The organism is Pseudoalteromonas sp. CuT4-3 (assembly GCF_035666335.1).
Lineage (GTDB): Bacteria > Pseudomonadota > Gammaproteobacteria > Enterobacterales > Alteromonadaceae > Pseudoalteromonas > Pseudoalteromonas atlantica.
The window spans coordinates 400,673-418,049 of record NZ_CP142031.1; the positions used below are offsets into that span (position 1 = coordinate 400,673).

The following is a 17,377-nucleotide window of genomic DNA, read 5'->3' on the forward strand; positions in this document are numbered from 1 at the left end:
TATGACTAAAACACAAAAATTGCGTGATAAACAAATACGCCAAGCCCTCACCAACGCCTGTGAACAAATAAAAACGATTCATTATGGTTTTGCTTATTTAACACACACCATTGATTTAAAAAATGAAGCAAAGTCACTAAAAATAAGCTGCTATTTTGAGGATGATATAGCCTATAACGACACCGAAGCGCATTTTTGTCAGTTAGTCGATATTATTCACGCTGAGCTTAGCAAAATAAGCTTACCGGTAGCGGCTAAGCAAATAGCGTTTTTAGTTGATTAACATTGGTTTGCCTAGCTATGGACGTTATAATTACCAAAATTATTTTTAGGATGTAAAGCATGGCTGTTCCATCGCGCTCGCAAATCACACCAGGTACAACCGTAAATATTGTATTAAAAGAAGATCAACGCAGCGGCACATTAACTCAAGGTGTAGTTGAGCGTTTATTAACTAAATCACCTAATCACCCGCATGGTATTAAAGTACGCCTAGAAGATGGTCAAGTCGGCCGAGTAAAAGAGATTTTATAATGACAGCGTTAACAGAGCAGGAATTTTGGGATTTAGTGACCACGCCTGAGTTAGGGCTCGACCCACAAAGCGTAAGCGACAACTTAAAAGCTAAATTGAGCGAGTTAACCGACGAGCAGCTCATTGCTTTTGATAAATTTTTTGGTATTCACATGCGCAAATGTTTTACCTGGGATTTATTTGGTGCCGCATTTGTTATGGCTGGCTGTAACGACGAGTACGGTTTTAGCGAATTTAGGTGCTGGCTAATCTCCCGCGGGGAGACCGTATTTAATAACGCATTAAGCAATGCCGACTCACTTGCACAGTGCTCCCCTGTGTATTATTTAAATGAGCAACCTTACCCTTATATTGATGAATACGACTTAATAGCCGGTTTATTATTCGAAGAGCGTAACGACGACGAATTACCTTTTGTACCCTCAGGCGAGCAACCTGCAGGTAAACGCTTTAAAGACAAACCCAAGTTTTTAAAACAAAGCTATCCGCAATTATTTGCAAAATACTGGCAGTAAAGTCACTCTTAGTGGTTTATTTATTTAGTAAATAAACCACTTTGTTTTATTACTCGTAAAACATAACTACAACACTGCATTACATAATGCTAAGTGCTGCGTCCTTTTTTTAGATTAAATCTCTGTTATAGTTATAAAAATTAGCGCGCACGTTACTTACTACGAGGATACGCCCACTTAATGAAAACCTTACTTTGTTTTTTAATTTCGACAACCTTTATTAGTTCATCTGCATTGGCTGCGCCGAGTAATAAAAGCCGTTTTATACCGTTATTAAAAACAATGCTTGGCGATTACCAGGTGGTAACTGCTAACTCCCCACTGTGTGTGGATAGTCAGTTGAGTTTAATTAACCCAGTTTACCCAGACGCGGGTTTTAAATTAGGCGAGCATATTGCGTTTGAAAGTTTACACAACGGCACCCGTACAACTAAAAAGCCAAATTTTTGTTTTGTAACTAGCTCGTATAAATACAAAAGTGATGGTGTTGATAACAGCTTAAAAATGAGCCGCTGTATTGACCCCAATAACGAAAAAACCATCAGACAAAGCATTAAGTTTACCAGTGTTACAACGCTCAAATATACGCAGAATACCCCTGCAGTAGAGTGCACATTTGCAAGGCAAGTTGATTAACTTACTTGCAATGAATTTGCGGTATATCGTGCCAGCGCGTTGTGTATTGGGGCGATAAGTAATCTCTGTTCATATGCCAGCCTTGGTTTAGTTTGCTGCTGGCTAGGGTGAGTATGCCTTTTCCGTAGCGGTTGTTTATTGTATCAAGACACTGCATTAATTTAGGGTTATCAGCACTTTGGCTAAATAAATCAGTTTGCTGATACTGCACCGAGGTAAGCTCTAAAGCGCCTACACCACATTTATAAAACCGTACACCTGGCTTGTAAATATGAGTAAATACTTCTGATACAGCATTGGCCATTACGCAGGTATCGTTAGTGGGGGTGGCAAATTTATATATAAACGACTTTTTACAATAGCGGTCTTCGTGTTTGCCAGTGGCGGCAAATATATAAAGCTGTTTTGCTAATGAGCGCTGCCCTCGTAGTTTACTGGCAACCGTGGTTACGTGGTTAATAAGGGCGGTTTTAAGTGCAGTAGGCTCACTGATCCGCTCACCAAAGCTGCGAGTAGAATATATTTCTCGCTTATCTTGGCGTACATCGTCCCATGTTAAGCACGCTATACCATTTAGCTCACTTACGGTACGCTCTACTACCACACTAAACGCGCGGCGCATGGTTTTAGGGTTTTGCTGTGCCAGATCCCACGCGGTATGTATGTTCATTATATTAAGCTTTTTAGCTAGGCGCTTACCTATGCCCCATACATCGGCGCAGCTCATTCTTTGTAAAATTGCTTGGCGGCTTTGCTCGTTATTTATAACGGCCACCCCATCAAACCCGCTTAGCTTTTTAGCTGCATGGTTAGCGGCTTTTGCCAAAGTAGGGGTTGGGCCAAAACCAACACCCACAGGGAGTTTAGTTTCGCGCCAAACGGTGCGCCTTATTATATGCCCGTACTCGTGCCAGTTTTGTATAAGGGGTGTGTAGCCAGTAAAGTGCAAAAACGACTCATCAATACTGTATATGTATTGTGTGTCGCAAAAGCGGCCAATTACGTTCATCATTTTGGCGCTTAAATCGGCGTACAACTCATAGTTACTCGAACGTACAACCACCTTGTGTTGCTCAAGCAGGTGCTTAACTTTAAAGTAAGGGCCAAATTTAGGAATGTTTAAGCGCCGAGCTATCGGGCATACCGCACATACGCAGCCATCGTTATTAGTTAAAACCACCACAGGTTTAGAGCGAATAGCGGGGTCGAACACTTTTTCGGCACTGGCATAAAATGCAACGGCATCGACTAAGGCGTACATTTTAATAGCTCAGGGCTTGGGCGGTGCATTCTAATCGATAGTGTAACCACTCCCTCTAACTGAAACTCATCAGCTGAGGTTAGTTGTACCGGCTTATGTAAAGGCGATGCAGAGAGTAACCGCGCATTGGTTTTATCTAATAGCTTACACACAAATAAGCCATTTAAGTTAGCAACAATAACATCGCCGTTATCGGCTTGCTCAGCACGGTCTACAAGCAGTAAGTCGCCCTCAAAAATCCCCACCTCTTGCATGGAATTACCCGAGGCAATACCAATAAAGGTGGCGTCGGGGTGCTTTATTAATAGCTCATCAAGAGAAACACCGAGCTCGGCGTATTGCGCCGCGGGCGATTCAAACCCACACACACCGGCTTCTATATAAACGGGAATAACAAACATAACACAACCTAAAACGCATATACTGTATAAGTGTACAGTATATGCGTTTTGTGTAAGTTATGCCAAGAAATGAAAGACAGATCACGCCATGTTTTTGATCATTTGTTGCGCGGTATCTAAAAAGTCTTTGATTTGCTGCGGGTTTAAGTTTTTACACATTTGATCATTTATTTGCTGCTCAGAGGCTAATAACTTATCAAACAATGTATTGCCTTGCTCGGTGAGCGACAAAATAAAGCAACGTTTGTCGTGCTCACTTGCTTGCTTATTAATCAGATTTAAGGCAATAAGATCTTTAATTAAGCGGGCAATTTGGGCTTTGTCGCGCTGTGTTTTAGTCACAATGTCGTTAGCGGTACAGTTAGATGTACTGGCAATAATGTGTATACAACGCACGTGCATAGCATTAATACCAAGGTCGCCTGCGTTAATAGCCTCGCGAATTGTTACGCGGTAATTTTGCATCAGCTCAAATAGGGTATTTGATAAAAGCGTGTTCATAAGCTCTCTAATGGTTGACAATGTCAATTAGTTTGTTATAGTTGATTTTATCAACCAATGGGGCGTTGTGCAATGCTTGCTTTAAAAAGCAGTTAACTATTTTGTTAAACGAGGTGATTTTAAATGGGTAAACAAGTTCGCAAAGCTACGGTACTAAGTACTGAACAAATAACACCGCATTTACAGCGCATTGTTGTAGGCTCAGATGAGTTTTCGGATTTAACACAAGCGCATATTGGCAGCTATGTAAAAGTGCTTATTCCCCAAAATGGCAAAGTTGATTTTAATTTAAAAACCGCGTGTATGCGCTCTTACACAATAAGAGACGTTGATGATACAACGGGCGCGTTAACGCTCGACTTTGTAATAAACATGCACCAAGGTCCGGCTACGCAATGGGCTATAACTGCAAAAGTAGGTGACGAGGTTGGCATAGCGGGCCCAGGTCCTAAAAAGCTTGATAATTACCAGCATCCGCATTATGTATTACTAGGCGATTTAACCTCAGTTAATGCAATAAAAGGGTACATGCAGCAGTTACCCGCCAGCGCAAAAATTGACGCGTTTGTGCATGCCCCTACTGAGCAAGACATTATTGATTTACACACGCAGCGCGATGTTAATTGGTTAATTACAGATACACCGGATACGGATATGCTCAGCGCGCTTAACAATTTGCCACACACAAACGAGCCACCTATTGTATTTATGGCATTAGAGGCGGGGTTAGTACGTAAAGCAAAAACCTTACTTACCCAGGATTGTAATATACCGCGCAGTAATATAGTTTCTTCTGGCTATTGGAAAAAAGGCGTAGACTCAGAGGGTTATAAAAAAGAGCGCCAGCAAAGCCCTGAGCTTGCATGAATACCTTAGAGCAAAACAGCCTAACGCTATTTTGCTTTTATCCATTACCTAACTTGAATTGAATAAATAGCAGACCCATTTAAGTGTTTTATGCTGATGATGAAGCCCATTGTTAGTATGCATTTTAAGGAGCTGCTATTTTGTTATCTTCCATTCCCTTTTCGTTATTAGAGCTTGCCCCCATGATCAAAGGGGACAGCGTTTCTCATACGCTCAATAAAACCACCAAATACGCCCAGCGTGCCGACCAATTAGGGTTTAATCGCTTTTGGCTAGCCGAGCACCACAATATGCCTGGTATAATTTGTGCTGCCACCTCAATATTAGTAGGTCACATTGCAGGTAAAACTCAGCGTATACGGGTTGGCTCTGGCGGAATAATGCTGCCGAATCATTCGCCCTTAGTTGTGGCTGAGCAATTTGGTACGTTAGAGAGTTTATACCCTGGACGAATAGATTTAGGCCTTGGCCGCGCCCCTGGTAGTGATCCAGTAACCAGCCGTGCACTAAATAATGATATGAGCCGCGCAGAAAACTTCCCGGGCGAGGTAACAGAGCTGCAAACATTATTAGGCCCATACAATGGCACACACCCTATACGTGCTATTCCAGGGGAGGACACAAACGTACCGCTTTGGTTATTAGGCTCAAGTTTGTTTAGCGCCCAATTGGCCGCGCAAAAAGGGTTGCCTTATGTATTTGCAGGGCACTTTGCACCGCGTTTTGTACACGATGCCATCGCACTATATAAGCGAGAATTTAAAGCCTCAAATGTACTCGATAAACCCTATGTAATGCTTGCCTTACCGCTGGTAGCAGCAGAAACCGATGAAGAAGCGCAGTACCTCTCTACCACCTCAAAACAACGCGTGCTTGAATTAATACGCGGCAAAGAGCTGTGGCTAAAGCCACCGGTAGAGAGTATGGAAGGTTTATGGAGTGAGCAAGAGCGCGCCCACGTAGAAAACTTTTTAAGCTTAAGCGTTGTTGGCGGGCATGTGAGTATAAAACATAAATTACAAATGATAGCGAAAGAGCTAGAAGTGGATGAGTTTATATTTACCAACGATGTTTACGACAGCGAAAAACGCCACCGAGCTCTAGAAATTTTAATGGAAATAAAGCATTAATTAAAAAAGGAAGTGTTTAGTTAAGCAAGCGTACACACAAGCCTTGCTACTATGTAGACATCATTAAAAGTGAATACAAACTTATTAACTTTAAGTGATGTCTGAACAAACACTTTCGATAATTAAACATATTTAGGTTGCCAAGGATAAGGCCCATTTTGCATTATTTGTCGTTCTGTTTTTTCAATCAAACTGATTTAAACAATCAATTTTAAGACATCACTTTTATTTTTTATAATGTAGTTATTAATCAAACATCATTAAATTAAAGGAAGGTACACCGTGAACGCTCTAACAACCGCATCGGCTAATTCAGTTACTCATACAGCGCAGCCAAAAGTTGCTCTGATAGCTGAAGGTGGCGGACAACGAGGGATATTCACAGCCGGTGTATTAGATGCATGGTTAGAGCAAAACTATGACCCATTTGATTTATTTATTGGCACCTCTGCCGGCTCGCAAAATTTAACAAGCTATTTAGCACGTCAAAAAGGTTACGCTAAACGCTTAATTAGAGGGCTTTCTCGTAACAAACGCTTTTTTCAACTAGGGCGTGGTTTAATGGGCAAGCACATTGTTGATTTAGACTGGTACTTTGAAAAAACCACCGAAGTAAACAGAGCCCTTGATTTTAAAACAGCAAAAACCAGCTTAGGCGAGCGAAAGCTGCTTATAACGGCAACCAATGCACGCGACAGAAAAGCCTATTACCTTTCACCTACAGGCGAGGGTAAGCAATGGCGAGATTTGTTAAAAGCATCGAGCGCGTTACCTTTTTTGTATAAACAAGGCGTTAAACTTACTCCTTGGTTAGGTACAAAAGCGGCAAACGAAGCACATTTAGCTGCAGAGCAATCGAGTGAAGATTTTTATTTAGATGGCGGCTTAGCTGCGCCACTGCCTGTACGCGAAGCTTATAACCGTGGCGCACGAAAAATCGTGGTAATTAGAACCGTTGATGAGCATTTTCAGGCGCAAACTGCATGGGTTCAAAAGCTTAGAACATTTGCATGTGCATCAGGCTACTGCCCAAAAACACTTGATTACTTGATTCAACACGAGCAAGCATACCTAGACGAGCTAACGTTTATTGCCAACCCGCCTAGTGATGTAGAAATTATACAAATTTTTGCAGACGAAAAGCTGCACAGTAAATTATTAGGTAGCTCAAACGACGATTTACGCTTTGATCATAAGCTAGGTGTAAAAGCAGGCCGCGCTTATTTAAAAAGCCAAAACGCACGTATAGTAGATTACGCACACAGCTACGCTATGTAGCTGTGTATTAACGCTTAAACTTAAATTACTACTTAAGTTTAAGCGTTGGTAAAGTGCCGTGGCAAAATTAAAGCTCTGCTTTTTTTAAACTTACCGATGGCTTTTTATTGCTAATCGCCGCGCCTAATAAAATAAGTGCTAAAGCAATAAATACTGACCAACTAAAGGGAGCCTGCGAGGCGAGTATTAAAATAAAAGTAGAAAGCACCGGCGTTAAAAAACTCAACGAGGCTAATAGCGAACGGTTACCAAATTTTAAACCATGATCCCATAAATAAAATGCACCTCCCACTGGGCCTAATCCTAATAAAATAGCGCCTAGCCATTGTGAAACAGACAAACTAATAACGGTTGTTTCAAAATAAAAATGTGCACAAAGGGCAAGCACAGCCACAATAAGCGAAAGCCAGCCTATGTCATCTACATGGCTATTAAATTGCGACATTAAATAAGAATAACTAGACCACAGTACTGCGCAGCATCCTGCAAAAAAATACCCTAAGTAGTATTCACTATTGATAGATAACCCACTGCCATCGGTAATTAAACTAAGCGTGCCTAAAAACCCCAGTAATCCGCCCAATATTGCTTTAAATTTAGACCTAGGGGTAGCCACAAATACACCCAGTAATAATGGCCAAAGGTACACAATTAAGCTTACCTCTATTAAAGGACCGTATTTTAAAGCCATAAAATAACAAAAGTGAAAACCAAATAAGCCAGTAACACCTATTACAATTTGTTTTTTAGAAAGCTTTGGAGGGGTTAATAATGGCTGTTTTGTAGCAAAACGTTTTACTAATAAAATAATAAAAGAAAGTGCAAAGCACATAAAAAGTAACTGAAAAGCCGGGAGCGCTTTGGTTAAATTACCCAGTAATGCTAAAAGCCCCCACGAAAATATTGCTAAAAACCCTATGTGTGTTGCCATTAATTACCCTCCGTAAATACTATGTACTGAGTGTATCAATATAGGTTTTTAAAAATATGCTAAAAAGACGGTGTTATTGTTTGCTCTGACGCTATTTAACCTACGCTCTGCCTGAGCTTGCTTTATTATCTTGTGTTTAGGTTATCTATATTACTGCTTTGCAAACGCCTTAGGTGGCTGCCCAAAATATAAATTAAACCGGCGGCTAAACGCAGAGGCATCGTTATAACCAATGCGCTCGCCTACTAAAGCAATGGGTAAGTCTGAATGGGTTAAAAGGGCGCGCGCGTGCTGCATTCGCAACATAGTTAAATATTGCAGCGCACTCATAGTGGTACTTTTTTTAAACACAGTTTTAAATTGTGTAACGCTTAAACAGGCTATATCGGCCAGCTCTTTTAACGTATAGGGGTAGGCTAAATTTTGCTTAACAGTGGTTATTACATTATCTATTCGTTTATCAATATTACTGTGGCTGCTTTGCTCACAAAGTAATAAGTAAAATAAATCAAAAGTTGAATTAGTAAGCTTTTCATCGCTAAAAACGAGCAGTTGCTGCTCTATAAACTGTAAGTAACTTAATAAACGGCTATCTATTGAAATTTTAGGGCATAAAAGGTTAATAAGGTTTTCAGGGAGCGCGTCTAAATCTGCCACAATAAAACGCGCGGCTTCATCGGCCGTAAAGGCATGCACTACGTTTTTCTCTATAACGATACAACTGCCCGTACTCACCGTTGTTTTATAGTCATTATTTAACGTTATAAAAATTTCCCCGTGTAGGGGTAAAACGAGTTGATGGTAATTGTGCTGGTGGCGCTTTATATCTTGCGAATAATACCGAATAGAAAGCTTATTCATTACCTACTCCAATACCTAATACATAAACCGAGTATTGCCTAACATACTTTAAGTAAAACATGGCGTTAATAAACCTAAGTAGATGACAATAATATACTGGTTTCGCTATTTAAAATGCCTTCTATTTCGCGTACTTGCCTGAGTACGCCATCAAACTCACCTAAATTTGCCGCCTGTATTTCAGCCACTAAATCCCAAGCGCCATTGGTTGTATGTAACTTTGTTAGCTCTGGTATGCCGCGCATGGTTTTAATTACCTGCGATGTAGATTTACCCACCACTTCCACCATCATTATTGCTCTTACAGCTTCGGTTTCTATGTGTTCGTGTACACGCACCGTAAAGCCTAATATAGCGCCCGATGAGACTAAACGGTCTAAGCGGTTTTGCACTGTCCCGCGCGACACCTTTAAAACATCGGCTAGGGCTGAAATAGAAGCGCGGCCATCTTTTCGTAATTCGGCTATTAATGCGTTATCTAATGAGTCGTAAATGTAAGGGGTCATAAAACGCCTTGGGTTATGTGTTTATTACAAATTACTAAATTTGTACTTTATTGCATAGCAATTTGCTAAAAAATACTATTATTTGTATAAACTTTTGGCATTTTAAGTAACACCTCTGGCCTATAAACTTATTTCAATTAATTTATTTAGTCATTAAAGAGGTATTTATGAGTCATTTTATCGCACAACCTAAACAAGGTGTTCCATTCGTTAGCGTACAGGCAATGGCCAAACTTATAAATAAAGTCGGAATAGAAAACGTATTGCTTGAGCTTACTCAAAGATTAGAACACGACTTTGCTCGCTGGGAAGAATTTGATAAATCGCCACGTTATGCGGCGCACTCTCCTGATGGCGTAATAGAGCTTATGCCCGTAAGCGACGGTAAAATGTTTAGCTGTAAATATGTAAATGGTCATCCAAAAAACACCTTTAAGGAACTTCAAACCGTGGCCGCATTTGGTATTTTGTCGGATGTTGATAGCGGCTATCCGGTCATGATCAGCGAAATGTGCTTACTAACAGCCTTACGTACAGCGGCTACATCGGCGCTTGTGGCAAAGTATTTAGCGCCTAAGCACTCAACAACGCTTACATTAATTGGTAATGGTGCACAGTCTGAGTTTCAGGCATTAGCTTTTAAAGCCGTATTAGGCATTACTCACATTCGTTTATACGATATTGATAAAAACGCCTCACAAAAAGCCTACAACAACTTAAGTGGTTACGGTTTAAATGTAACTCTATGCAATAGCGCAGAAGAGGCCGTACAAGGCGCGAACATTATTACCACCTGCACAGCCGATAAAAAAAATGCCACTATTTTAACCAGCGATATGATCCCCCAGGGCGTGCATTTAAATGCCATTGGTGGCGATTGCCCTGGTAAAACAGAGCTTGATTCAAAATTATTAACGCGCGCAAATGTGTTTGTAGAGTACGAACCGCAAACCAGAATAGAGGGCGAAATACAACAAATGAGCGAAACCTTTGCCGTAACAGAGTTTCATAAAGTAATTAATAAACAAACACCTGGGCGTACAAGTAACAACGAGCTTACTATTTTTGATGGGGTAGGCTTTGCAAGCGAAGACTTTACCGCGCTGGTGTATATTAAAGACGCGCTGGTGGCTGCGGGTGAGTTTGAACTACTTGATTTAATTACACAACAAGCTGATCCGCGTAATTTATTTTCGGTACTTAATAGTACACAACCATCAAAAACACCTAAGCAAGAGCAAGTCGCATGAGCCACATAAAGCAAGCACCGACAGCGGTGGTGATGGTGCGCCCGCATCACTTTACATCTAACCCACAAACCATGTTAGACAACACGTTTCAAAGTACCTGCAACTCACAAAATCAGAGTCAGCTTGCCTTTGACGAAGTCACTAATGCGGTTAAATTATTACAAAACGAGGGCGTAACGGTTCATCTTTTTGAAGACGAACATACACACACGCCCGATTCTGTGTTTCCAAATAATTGGTTTTCTACTCATCAAAGTGGCGAGCTAGTTATGTACCCAATGTACGCAGAAAACAGAAGGTTAGAATATCGAAAAGATATTATTGATTTTTTGACTAATCACTATAAAGTGTTGTCTGTGACTGATTATTCATTTTTAGCGAAAGAAAATGCATTTTTAGAAGGCACAGGATCGCTTGTTATTGACCACCCCCATAAGCTTGCTTATGCAGTAGAATCTAAGCGCACTACTAAAACCGTGGTTAATACAGTGTGCGAGCAATTAAAGCTAAAACCTGTTGTATTTAACGCCTACGATGAGCAAGGCACTGCGGTTTATCATACTAATGTATTAATGTGTGTAGCCACAGAGTTTGCCATGATCAGCTTAAATATGGTGCCAAATAGTCAGCACAAACAATTAACTAGCCATTTTATACAAAGCCATTTAGAAGTAATAAACTTATCTAATGAGCAAATAAGTAGCTTTTGCGGCAACGCAATAGAGTTACAAGGTACAAATGGTCGTATTTTAGCACTCTCACAAACGGCGTTTAATGCACTTACAACCGAGCAAAAAGCAGCAATACAAAAAACAGCTAAACTTGTTCCGTTACCTATACCAACCATAGAGTCGGCGGGAGGTTCGGTTAGATGCATGATTGCTGGCATACACCTGCAAAGTAAATAACCTACCACTAAGTCAACATACTAAGGCAGCTTAGCTGCCTTAATCTATGGCTAACATGCATTATTAAATGCCAATTACTCAACTATGCGCTGAGTAAAAACATAATAAATACAAAAAGGATTAGCCCATGTTCGATACCGTAGTAAAAAGTGTAAATGGCCTATTATGGGGAGAAGGCCAAATACTAATCTACATACTACTGTTTGCAGGTATTTGGTTTTCGGTACGTTTAAAAGCAATTCAAATAGTAAAATTTAAACACATGTTTAGCCTGTTAAAAGGCAGTAGCAAGTGTAAAAAAGACGACATTTCATCATTTCAAGCATTGTGTACAGGCCTGTGTGCCCGTGTAGGTACAGGTAATTTAGCCGGGGTCGCTGTTGCAATTTCACTAGGCGGAAGCGGCGCCATATTTTGGATGTGGGTTATAGCCATACTAGGCATGGCAACCGGCTTTGCTGAAAGTGTATTAGGGCAAGTGTATAAAGTACGCGATAGTAGTGGCGAATTTAGAGGCGGCCCCGCCTATTATATTCAACAAGGTTTGGGCAGCCGTGCCTTTGCTATTGTGTTTGCCGCGTGTTTATTTTTAGGTTATGGCTTTACCTTTAGTGCCATGCAAACCAATACCATAACCGACGCCCTTAACTATGCTTTTCAAGTACCTACCTTTTATTCTGGGTTAGTTATTACCGTATTAGCAGGCTCAATTATATTAGGTGGCTTTAAAGCTATTGCCCGCTTTGCTGAGCGAGTCGTGCCATTAATGGGCATATTATTTGTAGCCGCGGCGGTTATTATTACGATTATGAATTTACCGCAAGTGCCTGCCATGCTTAAAGATGTGTTTTTATCTGCATTTGGTTTACAAGAAGCAGGCGCAGGAGCAATGGGCGCTGCCATTAAAAACGGTATACAACGCGGATTATATTCTAACGAAGCCGGCGCAGGTAGTGTGCCGCACGCTGCAGCAAGTGCTAGCCCAATGCCTAATCATCCAGTTACACAAGGGTATATACAAATGCTTGGCGTGTTTTTCGATACAATTGTGCTTTGTAGCTGTACCGCGGTAGTTATTTTATTGGCCGATGTAGATATAAGCGGCGAAATGGAAGGCATACGTTTAACCCAAAGCGCCATGACCGCACATTTAGCACAAGGCGGTGTGTACTTTGTTGCGGCAGCCATAACCTTATTTGCTTTTACCTCGGTAGTGGCCAACTATGCTTATGCCGAAAGTAACCTGCATTTATTTAAGCTCGATAACAAAGTAGGGCGCACAATTTATACATTACTTTATTTATCAATGATGCTGTGGGGCGCATCTGCGTCTCTAAAAGAAGTCTGGGATTTAGCCGATATAGCATTAGGGTTAATGACAGTGGTTAACGTTATCGCTATTATATTGCTCACGCCGACTATTTTGTCTGTTAATCGCGACTACAACACACAAAGAGAAAAAGGCATAGAGCCCGAATTTAAAGTAAAAGACGTAAAAGTACAGGGTAAATGCGAAAGTGGCATTTGGGATTGATTCCCGTATTTTTAGCAATTTTAACGATAAAAAGCGGTTTTATGGCAACATAAAACCGCTTTTTAATTTTGCATAATTATTCAATTTTGGGTTATGTGAACAGCACTAAAATATAAGAATAATAAGGTAAACTGATTTAATGATCGACATTCACGCAGGTAAAACAGCAGCAAAAATTATTAACGAGCAGGGCTTTAAACCCGAGTTATTTACCTCTTTTTTAGGGGCAAGTGGCGGGCCTAAATGGTTTACATTATTTGGCTTAGACAAATATATTTTTGGTGAGTTTTTTAAAAACCGCACCCAACCGCTTAATTTAATTGGGTCATCAGCGGGTGCTTTTCGTTCTGCATGTTTTGCACAAAACGATCCGGTTGCTGCCATTGAGCGTTTAGGAAAATCATATTCGCAAACCCGTTACACGAGTAATAAACCAACACCTGCTGAAATTACACTAAAAGCCCGCGCATTATTAGATGATGTATTTGGGGAGCACGGCGTAACCGAAATTTTAAATAATCCTATTTTTAAAGCGCATTTTATAGTGGCAAAATCGAATGGCTTTATTGCTAGTGAAAATAAATTAATTCAACTTTTAGGTTTATCAAAAAGCTATATGCTTAATCGGGTTAACCGAAAATTATTAGGCTCGCAGTACGAGCGATTTATTTTTGGCGCGCCAAACAGCAACTTATCAATAACCGACAGTTATAATTTTAAAACCCAAAACATACCACTTAGCCAAACAAATTTAAAAGATGCCTTACTTGCATCGGGCTCAATACCGCTTGTTATGCAAGGGGTAAAAAATATTGCAGGCTCACCACAAGGCATGTATCGCGATGGCGGGATCATTGACTACCATTTTGACTTAAAAATTAATAACCCTGGCTTAATTTTATATCCACATTTTAATAGCGAACCAAAAGCAGGCTGGTTTGACAAAAGTTTAAAACGTAAAGTTGCACCGCAAAATTACGATAATGTTGTGATGATTTCACCTTCAAAAAAGTTTGTAGCAGGGTTGCCTTACGGAAAAATTCCAGACAGGAGTGACTTTACTATACTTGATGCAGACACACGTATAAAATATTGGAATACCGTTTTTAGCGAAACTGAAAAGCTAGCTGAAGATTTCGATAAAAAATTAAAAACTAGAACTTATTATTAATAGGCTAAATTACAATTTAGTCGCTAAACTATTGGATACCAGAACAATTGATTAACTGCACTGGTAGCCAATATACTGTAAAGCGCCTGATAGTTATAAAATGCTATTTTGATATTTCATCAATATACTCTTGGAGTTTGCTTTGAGCATTTTCTTTACCAAATAAGATTTGGCAAACCTCCTGCAAACCAGGATCGTTAAGAATATCCTGCGTTCTAACAACCAATGAAATCTTAGACCGGCGGCGCAAAAAGTCACTGAGTTTAGTTATCATTTCTCGCTCGGCAGCATGCTCTATTTCTACACGTAAGTATTCAGAGTGTTTAATAAGAAGTTCTGCTTTTTCAGGTACTTCGCGAATTTTTTCAAGCATGTTAATGCTATTTCTACCGTAGCGCCTCCAAAACCGTTTACTAAGCGGCTCAGTTGATGTAATAGGTGTTAAACCATCTAAGTTCATTAATTTTGCACGATGCAAAAACTCATTTTTAACGGTGTCGTCAGGCTCGCCGTACCATTTGTAGTCTTTATGTGGCAGGTTAATGCCTAGGCTTGTAACCAAATCAGCTACTTCATCGCCAACATTAATACAATCAGTTAATTTACCGCCAAAAATAGACAGGTATTGTTTATCCTTATTCGTATCTATTGCGTGTTTGCGCGATAGCTGTACCCAATCAGCTTGGCCATTACCGTCTTTTTTAATAGCTAAAGGCCTAACACCGCAACGCTCGGCAATAATGTCATCTTTAGTCAGTTCTTTTTCTAAATCCAGTAGCTTATTTGCGTTACCTAGAACAAAATTTCTGTCTTCATCAGTCACTTCTGAGTATGGACTATGAACTTGTGTATCGGTTGTACCAATACAAGTTTTAGGCCCCATGGGGATCACAAAAAACAATCGTCCATCGTCAGCAAAAAAAGTTAACACCTTATGGCTATTCGTAATTTTATCAACAATTAGGTGAATACCTTTTGAAAAAACATGATGATGAGCCGTTGTTTGGTTATTAACGTCATTAAGCGGATCAACAAACGGACCCGCAGCATTAATGATAACCTTAGAACGAATGTTAAATTGTTCGTTAGATATTTCATCTACCGCTTTTGTAGTCCAAACGCCATCAGCGCGCGTTGAGCCTTGTGAACTAACATAGTTAGCTGCAATACAGCCATGACTCATACTGGAGCGAATAAAATTAAAAACAAAACGCGCATCGTTATCTAATAAAAAGCTATCTGAATATTCAAACCCGGCCTCAACATTTTTTGTATCAACAACAGGCTCCAAAGACTTAATTTTTTTTGTAGTAAGGTATTGAGGAGATTTTGTAAAAAAACGGCCCATAAACCAATAGAGAATAGTCCCTAAATAAACAAATAATGCAGGAAACCTAAAGCCTTTTTGAATACTTGTAAAAAAACGAATTTCTTTAACAGTAGAAGGGTAACTACGCATTAAATGGTTTCTACTTTTACAAAGTTTGTTAACTAGATTATATTCATGGCCTTCTAAGTACTTTATACCACCCCATGCTAAATTAGATGAGTTTGAACTTGTAAAACCAGCAAAATCACCTTTGTCTATCAACGCAACTTTAGCACCTTTAGCCGCTAGTGCTGCAGCAGAAACTGCACCGTTAATACCTCCTCCAATAATCAAAACATCATAGACATCTTGAGGAAGCTTTTTAATATTGTTGTCTCTGAGTTGACTCATCTATTGGATTACCTATTTTAAGAAGCTTAATTAACTATATAAGGCCTAAAGGGCTCTAAGGTGTAATTTTTAAATATTTAGGGCGTTTTACTTGCATTGCGAAATATCAAACCTTGCCTATTTATTAATACAATCCCAAGACTAAAAATTATTGTCACGGGGTAGGTATTCAACATCTAACGTAGGATAGCAGGTAAAAATATTTATAGGCTGAAAATAAACATGGTACAAATTTTCCCTTTAATAAAAATAACACTTAATAACGAACATTTGCAAACATTAAAATACATAAATGAAAATCAAACTTTTGCAGTGGTTGTAATTTAAATTTTGAAAAATTAGTACGTTCTAGCTTGAGCTAGCGTATTTAGAAAAAAAAGAAAGGTATCTTAATAATGCCAACGACATAAAAAAAGATGGATTATAGCACCTTGAAAATTGCGCTATGGCAGAGTAAAAATTGCAATATAAAGTTATGATTAATAATTTTTACACTGTACTGTCTGCTATATCCCCATAAACGAGTATAAATACAGCTTTAAACATCCCTATGCTGTTTATTTTAATGGGCTAAATGCAGTGTTACATCGTGCTCTTTTAGTAAAGTAAGTATACTTTCAGGTGGCTGCGCATCAGTAATGAAATTATTGGCTTGTGTAATATTACCCAATCTCACCATTGCATATCGACCAAATTTAGAATGGTCGGCGGCCAGTAGAACGTTACGTGAATTTTTAATAATTGCCTGTGCTACACGTACTTCTCGATAGTCAAAATCAAGTAACGCGCCATTTTCTTCTATACCACTGATGCCAATAATGCCAAAATCCATACGAAATTGATTAATAAAGTCTTCTGTTGTTTCACCAATAATGCCGCCGTCTCTGTGTCTAACCTCACCGCCTGCAATAAGCACGGTAAAGTCTTTTTTAACGCCTAATATAGCCGCAACATTTAGGTTATTAGTAACCACTTTTAAATTTTCATGATTAAGTAATGCTTTCGCGATAGTCTCTGTTGTGGTGCCTATGTTTATAAAAAGTGAAGAGCCATTGGGTATCATACTAACGATGTGGTCAGCTATTTTTTGCTTAGCTTCTAAGTCCATAATTTTTCGGGTTTGATACGCGGTATTTTCAATACTTGAAATTGCACTAGCACCGCCATGGTGGCGCCTTAATTTATTTATATTGGCTAAATATGTGAGATCGCGTCTGATAGTTTGCGGCGTAACCTTATAATGACTTACCAATTCTTCTATAGAAATTGAACCTCTTTCTTTTAATAATTTTAGTATGGATTCGTGTCTCTGATCTTGAGTCATGTGCTTCACATTTGAGAATAAGCTATCGGCAAATTATAGATTAAAAACA

19 protein-coding genes are annotated in these 17,377 nt (G+C 39.6%); 11 read left to right on the forward strand and 8 right to left on the reverse strand.

Annotated features, from left to right (window positions below; all coding sequences use genetic code 11):
• Position 1: 1 nt before the first annotated feature.
• The 4 genes from VOI46_RS18695 to VOI46_RS18710 all read left to right on the forward strand — a co-directional run bounded on the left by VOI46_RS18695 (position 2) and on the right by VOI46_RS18710 (position 1,685).
• Complete coding sequence (locus VOI46_RS18695) at positions 2 to 283, forward strand: hypothetical protein (RefSeq protein WP_004586333.1); 282 nt, start codon at positions 2 to 4, stop codon at positions 281 to 283.
• 59 nt (positions 284 to 342) lie between these two features.
• Positions 343 to 534, forward strand: a complete 192-nt coding sequence (locus VOI46_RS18700) for a YwbE family protein (RefSeq protein ID WP_004586332.1) — start codon at positions 343 to 345, stop codon at positions 532 to 534.
• Complete coding sequence (locus VOI46_RS18705) at positions 534 to 1,049, forward strand: DUF4240 domain-containing protein (protein ID WP_004586331.1); 516 nt, start codon at positions 534 to 536, stop codon at positions 1,047 to 1,049. Before VOI46_RS18700 ends, VOI46_RS18705 begins: the two co-directional genes overlap by 1 nt.
• A 180-nt stretch (positions 1,050 to 1,229) precedes the next feature.
• The gene (locus tag VOI46_RS18710; protein ID WP_282337424.1) at positions 1,230 to 1,685 is read left to right on the forward strand and encodes a hypothetical protein; all 456 of its coding nucleotides are present in this window, start codon (positions 1,230 to 1,232) and stop codon (positions 1,683 to 1,685) included.
• A 1-nt stretch (position 1,686) separates the two neighbouring features.
• Here the strand turns inward: VOI46_RS18710 and VOI46_RS18715 are convergent, their stop codons facing one another.
• The 3 genes from VOI46_RS18715 to VOI46_RS18725 all read right to left on the reverse strand — a co-directional run bounded on the left by VOI46_RS18715 (position 1,687) and on the right by VOI46_RS18725 (position 3,848).
• The gene (locus VOI46_RS18715) at positions 1,687 to 2,946 is read right to left on the reverse strand and encodes a Y-family DNA polymerase (protein ID WP_004586328.1); all 1,260 of its coding nucleotides are present in this window, start codon (positions 2,944 to 2,946) and stop codon (positions 1,687 to 1,689) included.
• A complete protein-coding gene (locus VOI46_RS18720) occupies positions 2,934 to 3,347 on the reverse strand; it encodes a S24 family peptidase (RefSeq protein WP_004586327.1) in 414 nt (137 codons plus the stop codon). Before VOI46_RS18720 ends, VOI46_RS18715 begins: the two co-directional genes overlap by 13 nt.
• Positions 3,348 to 3,428: 81 nt before the next feature.
• The gene (locus VOI46_RS18725; RefSeq protein ID WP_004586326.1) at positions 3,429 to 3,848 is read right to left on the reverse strand and encodes a MarR family winged helix-turn-helix transcriptional regulator; all 420 of its coding nucleotides are present in this window, start codon (positions 3,846 to 3,848) and stop codon (positions 3,429 to 3,431) included.
• Positions 3,849 to 3,971: 123 nt separating this feature from the next.
• On the opposite strand from VOI46_RS18725, the gene VOI46_RS18730 reads away from it, so the two are divergent.
• The 3 genes from VOI46_RS18730 (at position 3,972) to VOI46_RS18740 (ending at position 7,123) form a co-directional block, all read left to right on the forward strand.
• Complete coding sequence (locus tag VOI46_RS18730; RefSeq protein WP_282337425.1) at positions 3,972 to 4,715, forward strand: siderophore-interacting protein; 744 nt, start codon at positions 3,972 to 3,974, stop codon at positions 4,713 to 4,715.
• A gap of 140 nt (positions 4,716 to 4,855) precedes the next feature.
• The gene (locus VOI46_RS18735) at positions 4,856 to 5,845 is read left to right on the forward strand and encodes an LLM class flavin-dependent oxidoreductase (protein WP_004586324.1); all 990 of its coding nucleotides are present in this window, start codon (positions 4,856 to 4,858) and stop codon (positions 5,843 to 5,845) included.
• Positions 5,846 to 6,127: 282 nt separating this feature from the next.
• A complete protein-coding gene (locus tag VOI46_RS18740; RefSeq protein ID WP_004586323.1) occupies positions 6,128 to 7,123 on the forward strand; it encodes a patatin family protein in 996 nt (331 codons plus the stop codon).
• A 67-nt stretch (positions 7,124 to 7,190) separates the two neighbouring features.
• On the opposite strand, the gene VOI46_RS18745 is transcribed toward VOI46_RS18740, so the two are convergent.
• The 3 genes from VOI46_RS18745 to VOI46_RS18755 form a co-directional block, all read right to left on the reverse strand.
• Positions 7,191 to 8,054, reverse strand: a complete 864-nt coding sequence (locus VOI46_RS18745; protein WP_004586322.1) for an EamA family transporter — start codon at positions 8,052 to 8,054, stop codon at positions 7,191 to 7,193.
• 150 nt (positions 8,055 to 8,204) lie between these two features.
• Entirely contained in the window at positions 8,205 to 8,915 is a 711-nt protein-coding gene (locus VOI46_RS18750) for an AraC family transcriptional regulator (protein ID WP_004586321.1), read from the reverse strand.
• Positions 8,916 to 8,989: 74 nt separating this feature from the next.
• Positions 8,990 to 9,421 (reverse strand): Lrp/AsnC family transcriptional regulator, encoded by a 432-nt coding sequence (locus VOI46_RS18755; protein ID WP_004586320.1) that lies wholly within the window; start codon positions 9,419 to 9,421, stop codon positions 8,990 to 8,992.
• A gap of 167 nt (positions 9,422 to 9,588) precedes the next feature.
• Between VOI46_RS18755 and VOI46_RS18760 the strand changes: the two genes are divergently transcribed.
• From VOI46_RS18760 to VOI46_RS18775, 4 genes are all read left to right on the forward strand, one after another.
• Positions 9,589 to 10,671: an ornithine cyclodeaminase gene (locus VOI46_RS18760; RefSeq protein WP_004586319.1), complete on the forward strand. Its 1,083-nt coding sequence runs from the start codon at positions 9,589 to 9,591 to the stop codon at positions 10,669 to 10,671.
• On the forward strand, positions 10,668 to 11,579 hold the full coding sequence (locus VOI46_RS18765) for an arginine deiminase-related protein (protein ID WP_004586318.1): 912 nt from the start codon (positions 10,668 to 10,670) through the stop codon (positions 11,577 to 11,579). The genes VOI46_RS18760 and VOI46_RS18765 overlap by 4 nt, the downstream gene beginning before the upstream one ends.
• Before the next feature lie 127 nt (positions 11,580 to 11,706).
• On the forward strand, positions 11,707 to 13,113 hold the full coding sequence (locus VOI46_RS18770) for an alanine/glycine:cation symporter family protein (protein WP_004586317.1): 1,407 nt from the start codon (positions 11,707 to 11,709) through the stop codon (positions 13,111 to 13,113).
• Between the two features lie 139 nt (positions 13,114 to 13,252).
• Positions 13,253 to 14,284 (forward strand): patatin-like phospholipase family protein, encoded by a 1,032-nt coding sequence (locus VOI46_RS18775; RefSeq protein WP_004586316.1) that lies wholly within the window; start codon positions 13,253 to 13,255, stop codon positions 14,282 to 14,284.
• A 103-nt stretch (positions 14,285 to 14,387) separates the two neighbouring features.
• On the opposite strand, the gene VOI46_RS18780 is transcribed toward VOI46_RS18775, so the two are convergent.
• Both VOI46_RS18780 and VOI46_RS18785 read right to left on the reverse strand, forming a co-directional pair.
• A complete protein-coding gene (locus VOI46_RS18780; protein WP_004586315.1) occupies positions 14,388 to 16,004 on the reverse strand; it encodes an FAD-dependent oxidoreductase in 1,617 nt (538 codons plus the stop codon).
• A gap of 562 nt (positions 16,005 to 16,566) precedes the next feature.
• On the reverse strand, positions 16,567 to 17,328 hold the full coding sequence (locus VOI46_RS18785; protein ID WP_004586314.1) for a DeoR/GlpR family transcriptional regulator: 762 nt from the start codon (positions 17,326 to 17,328) through the stop codon (positions 16,567 to 16,569).
• Positions 17,329 to 17,377 lie beyond the last annotated feature (49 nt).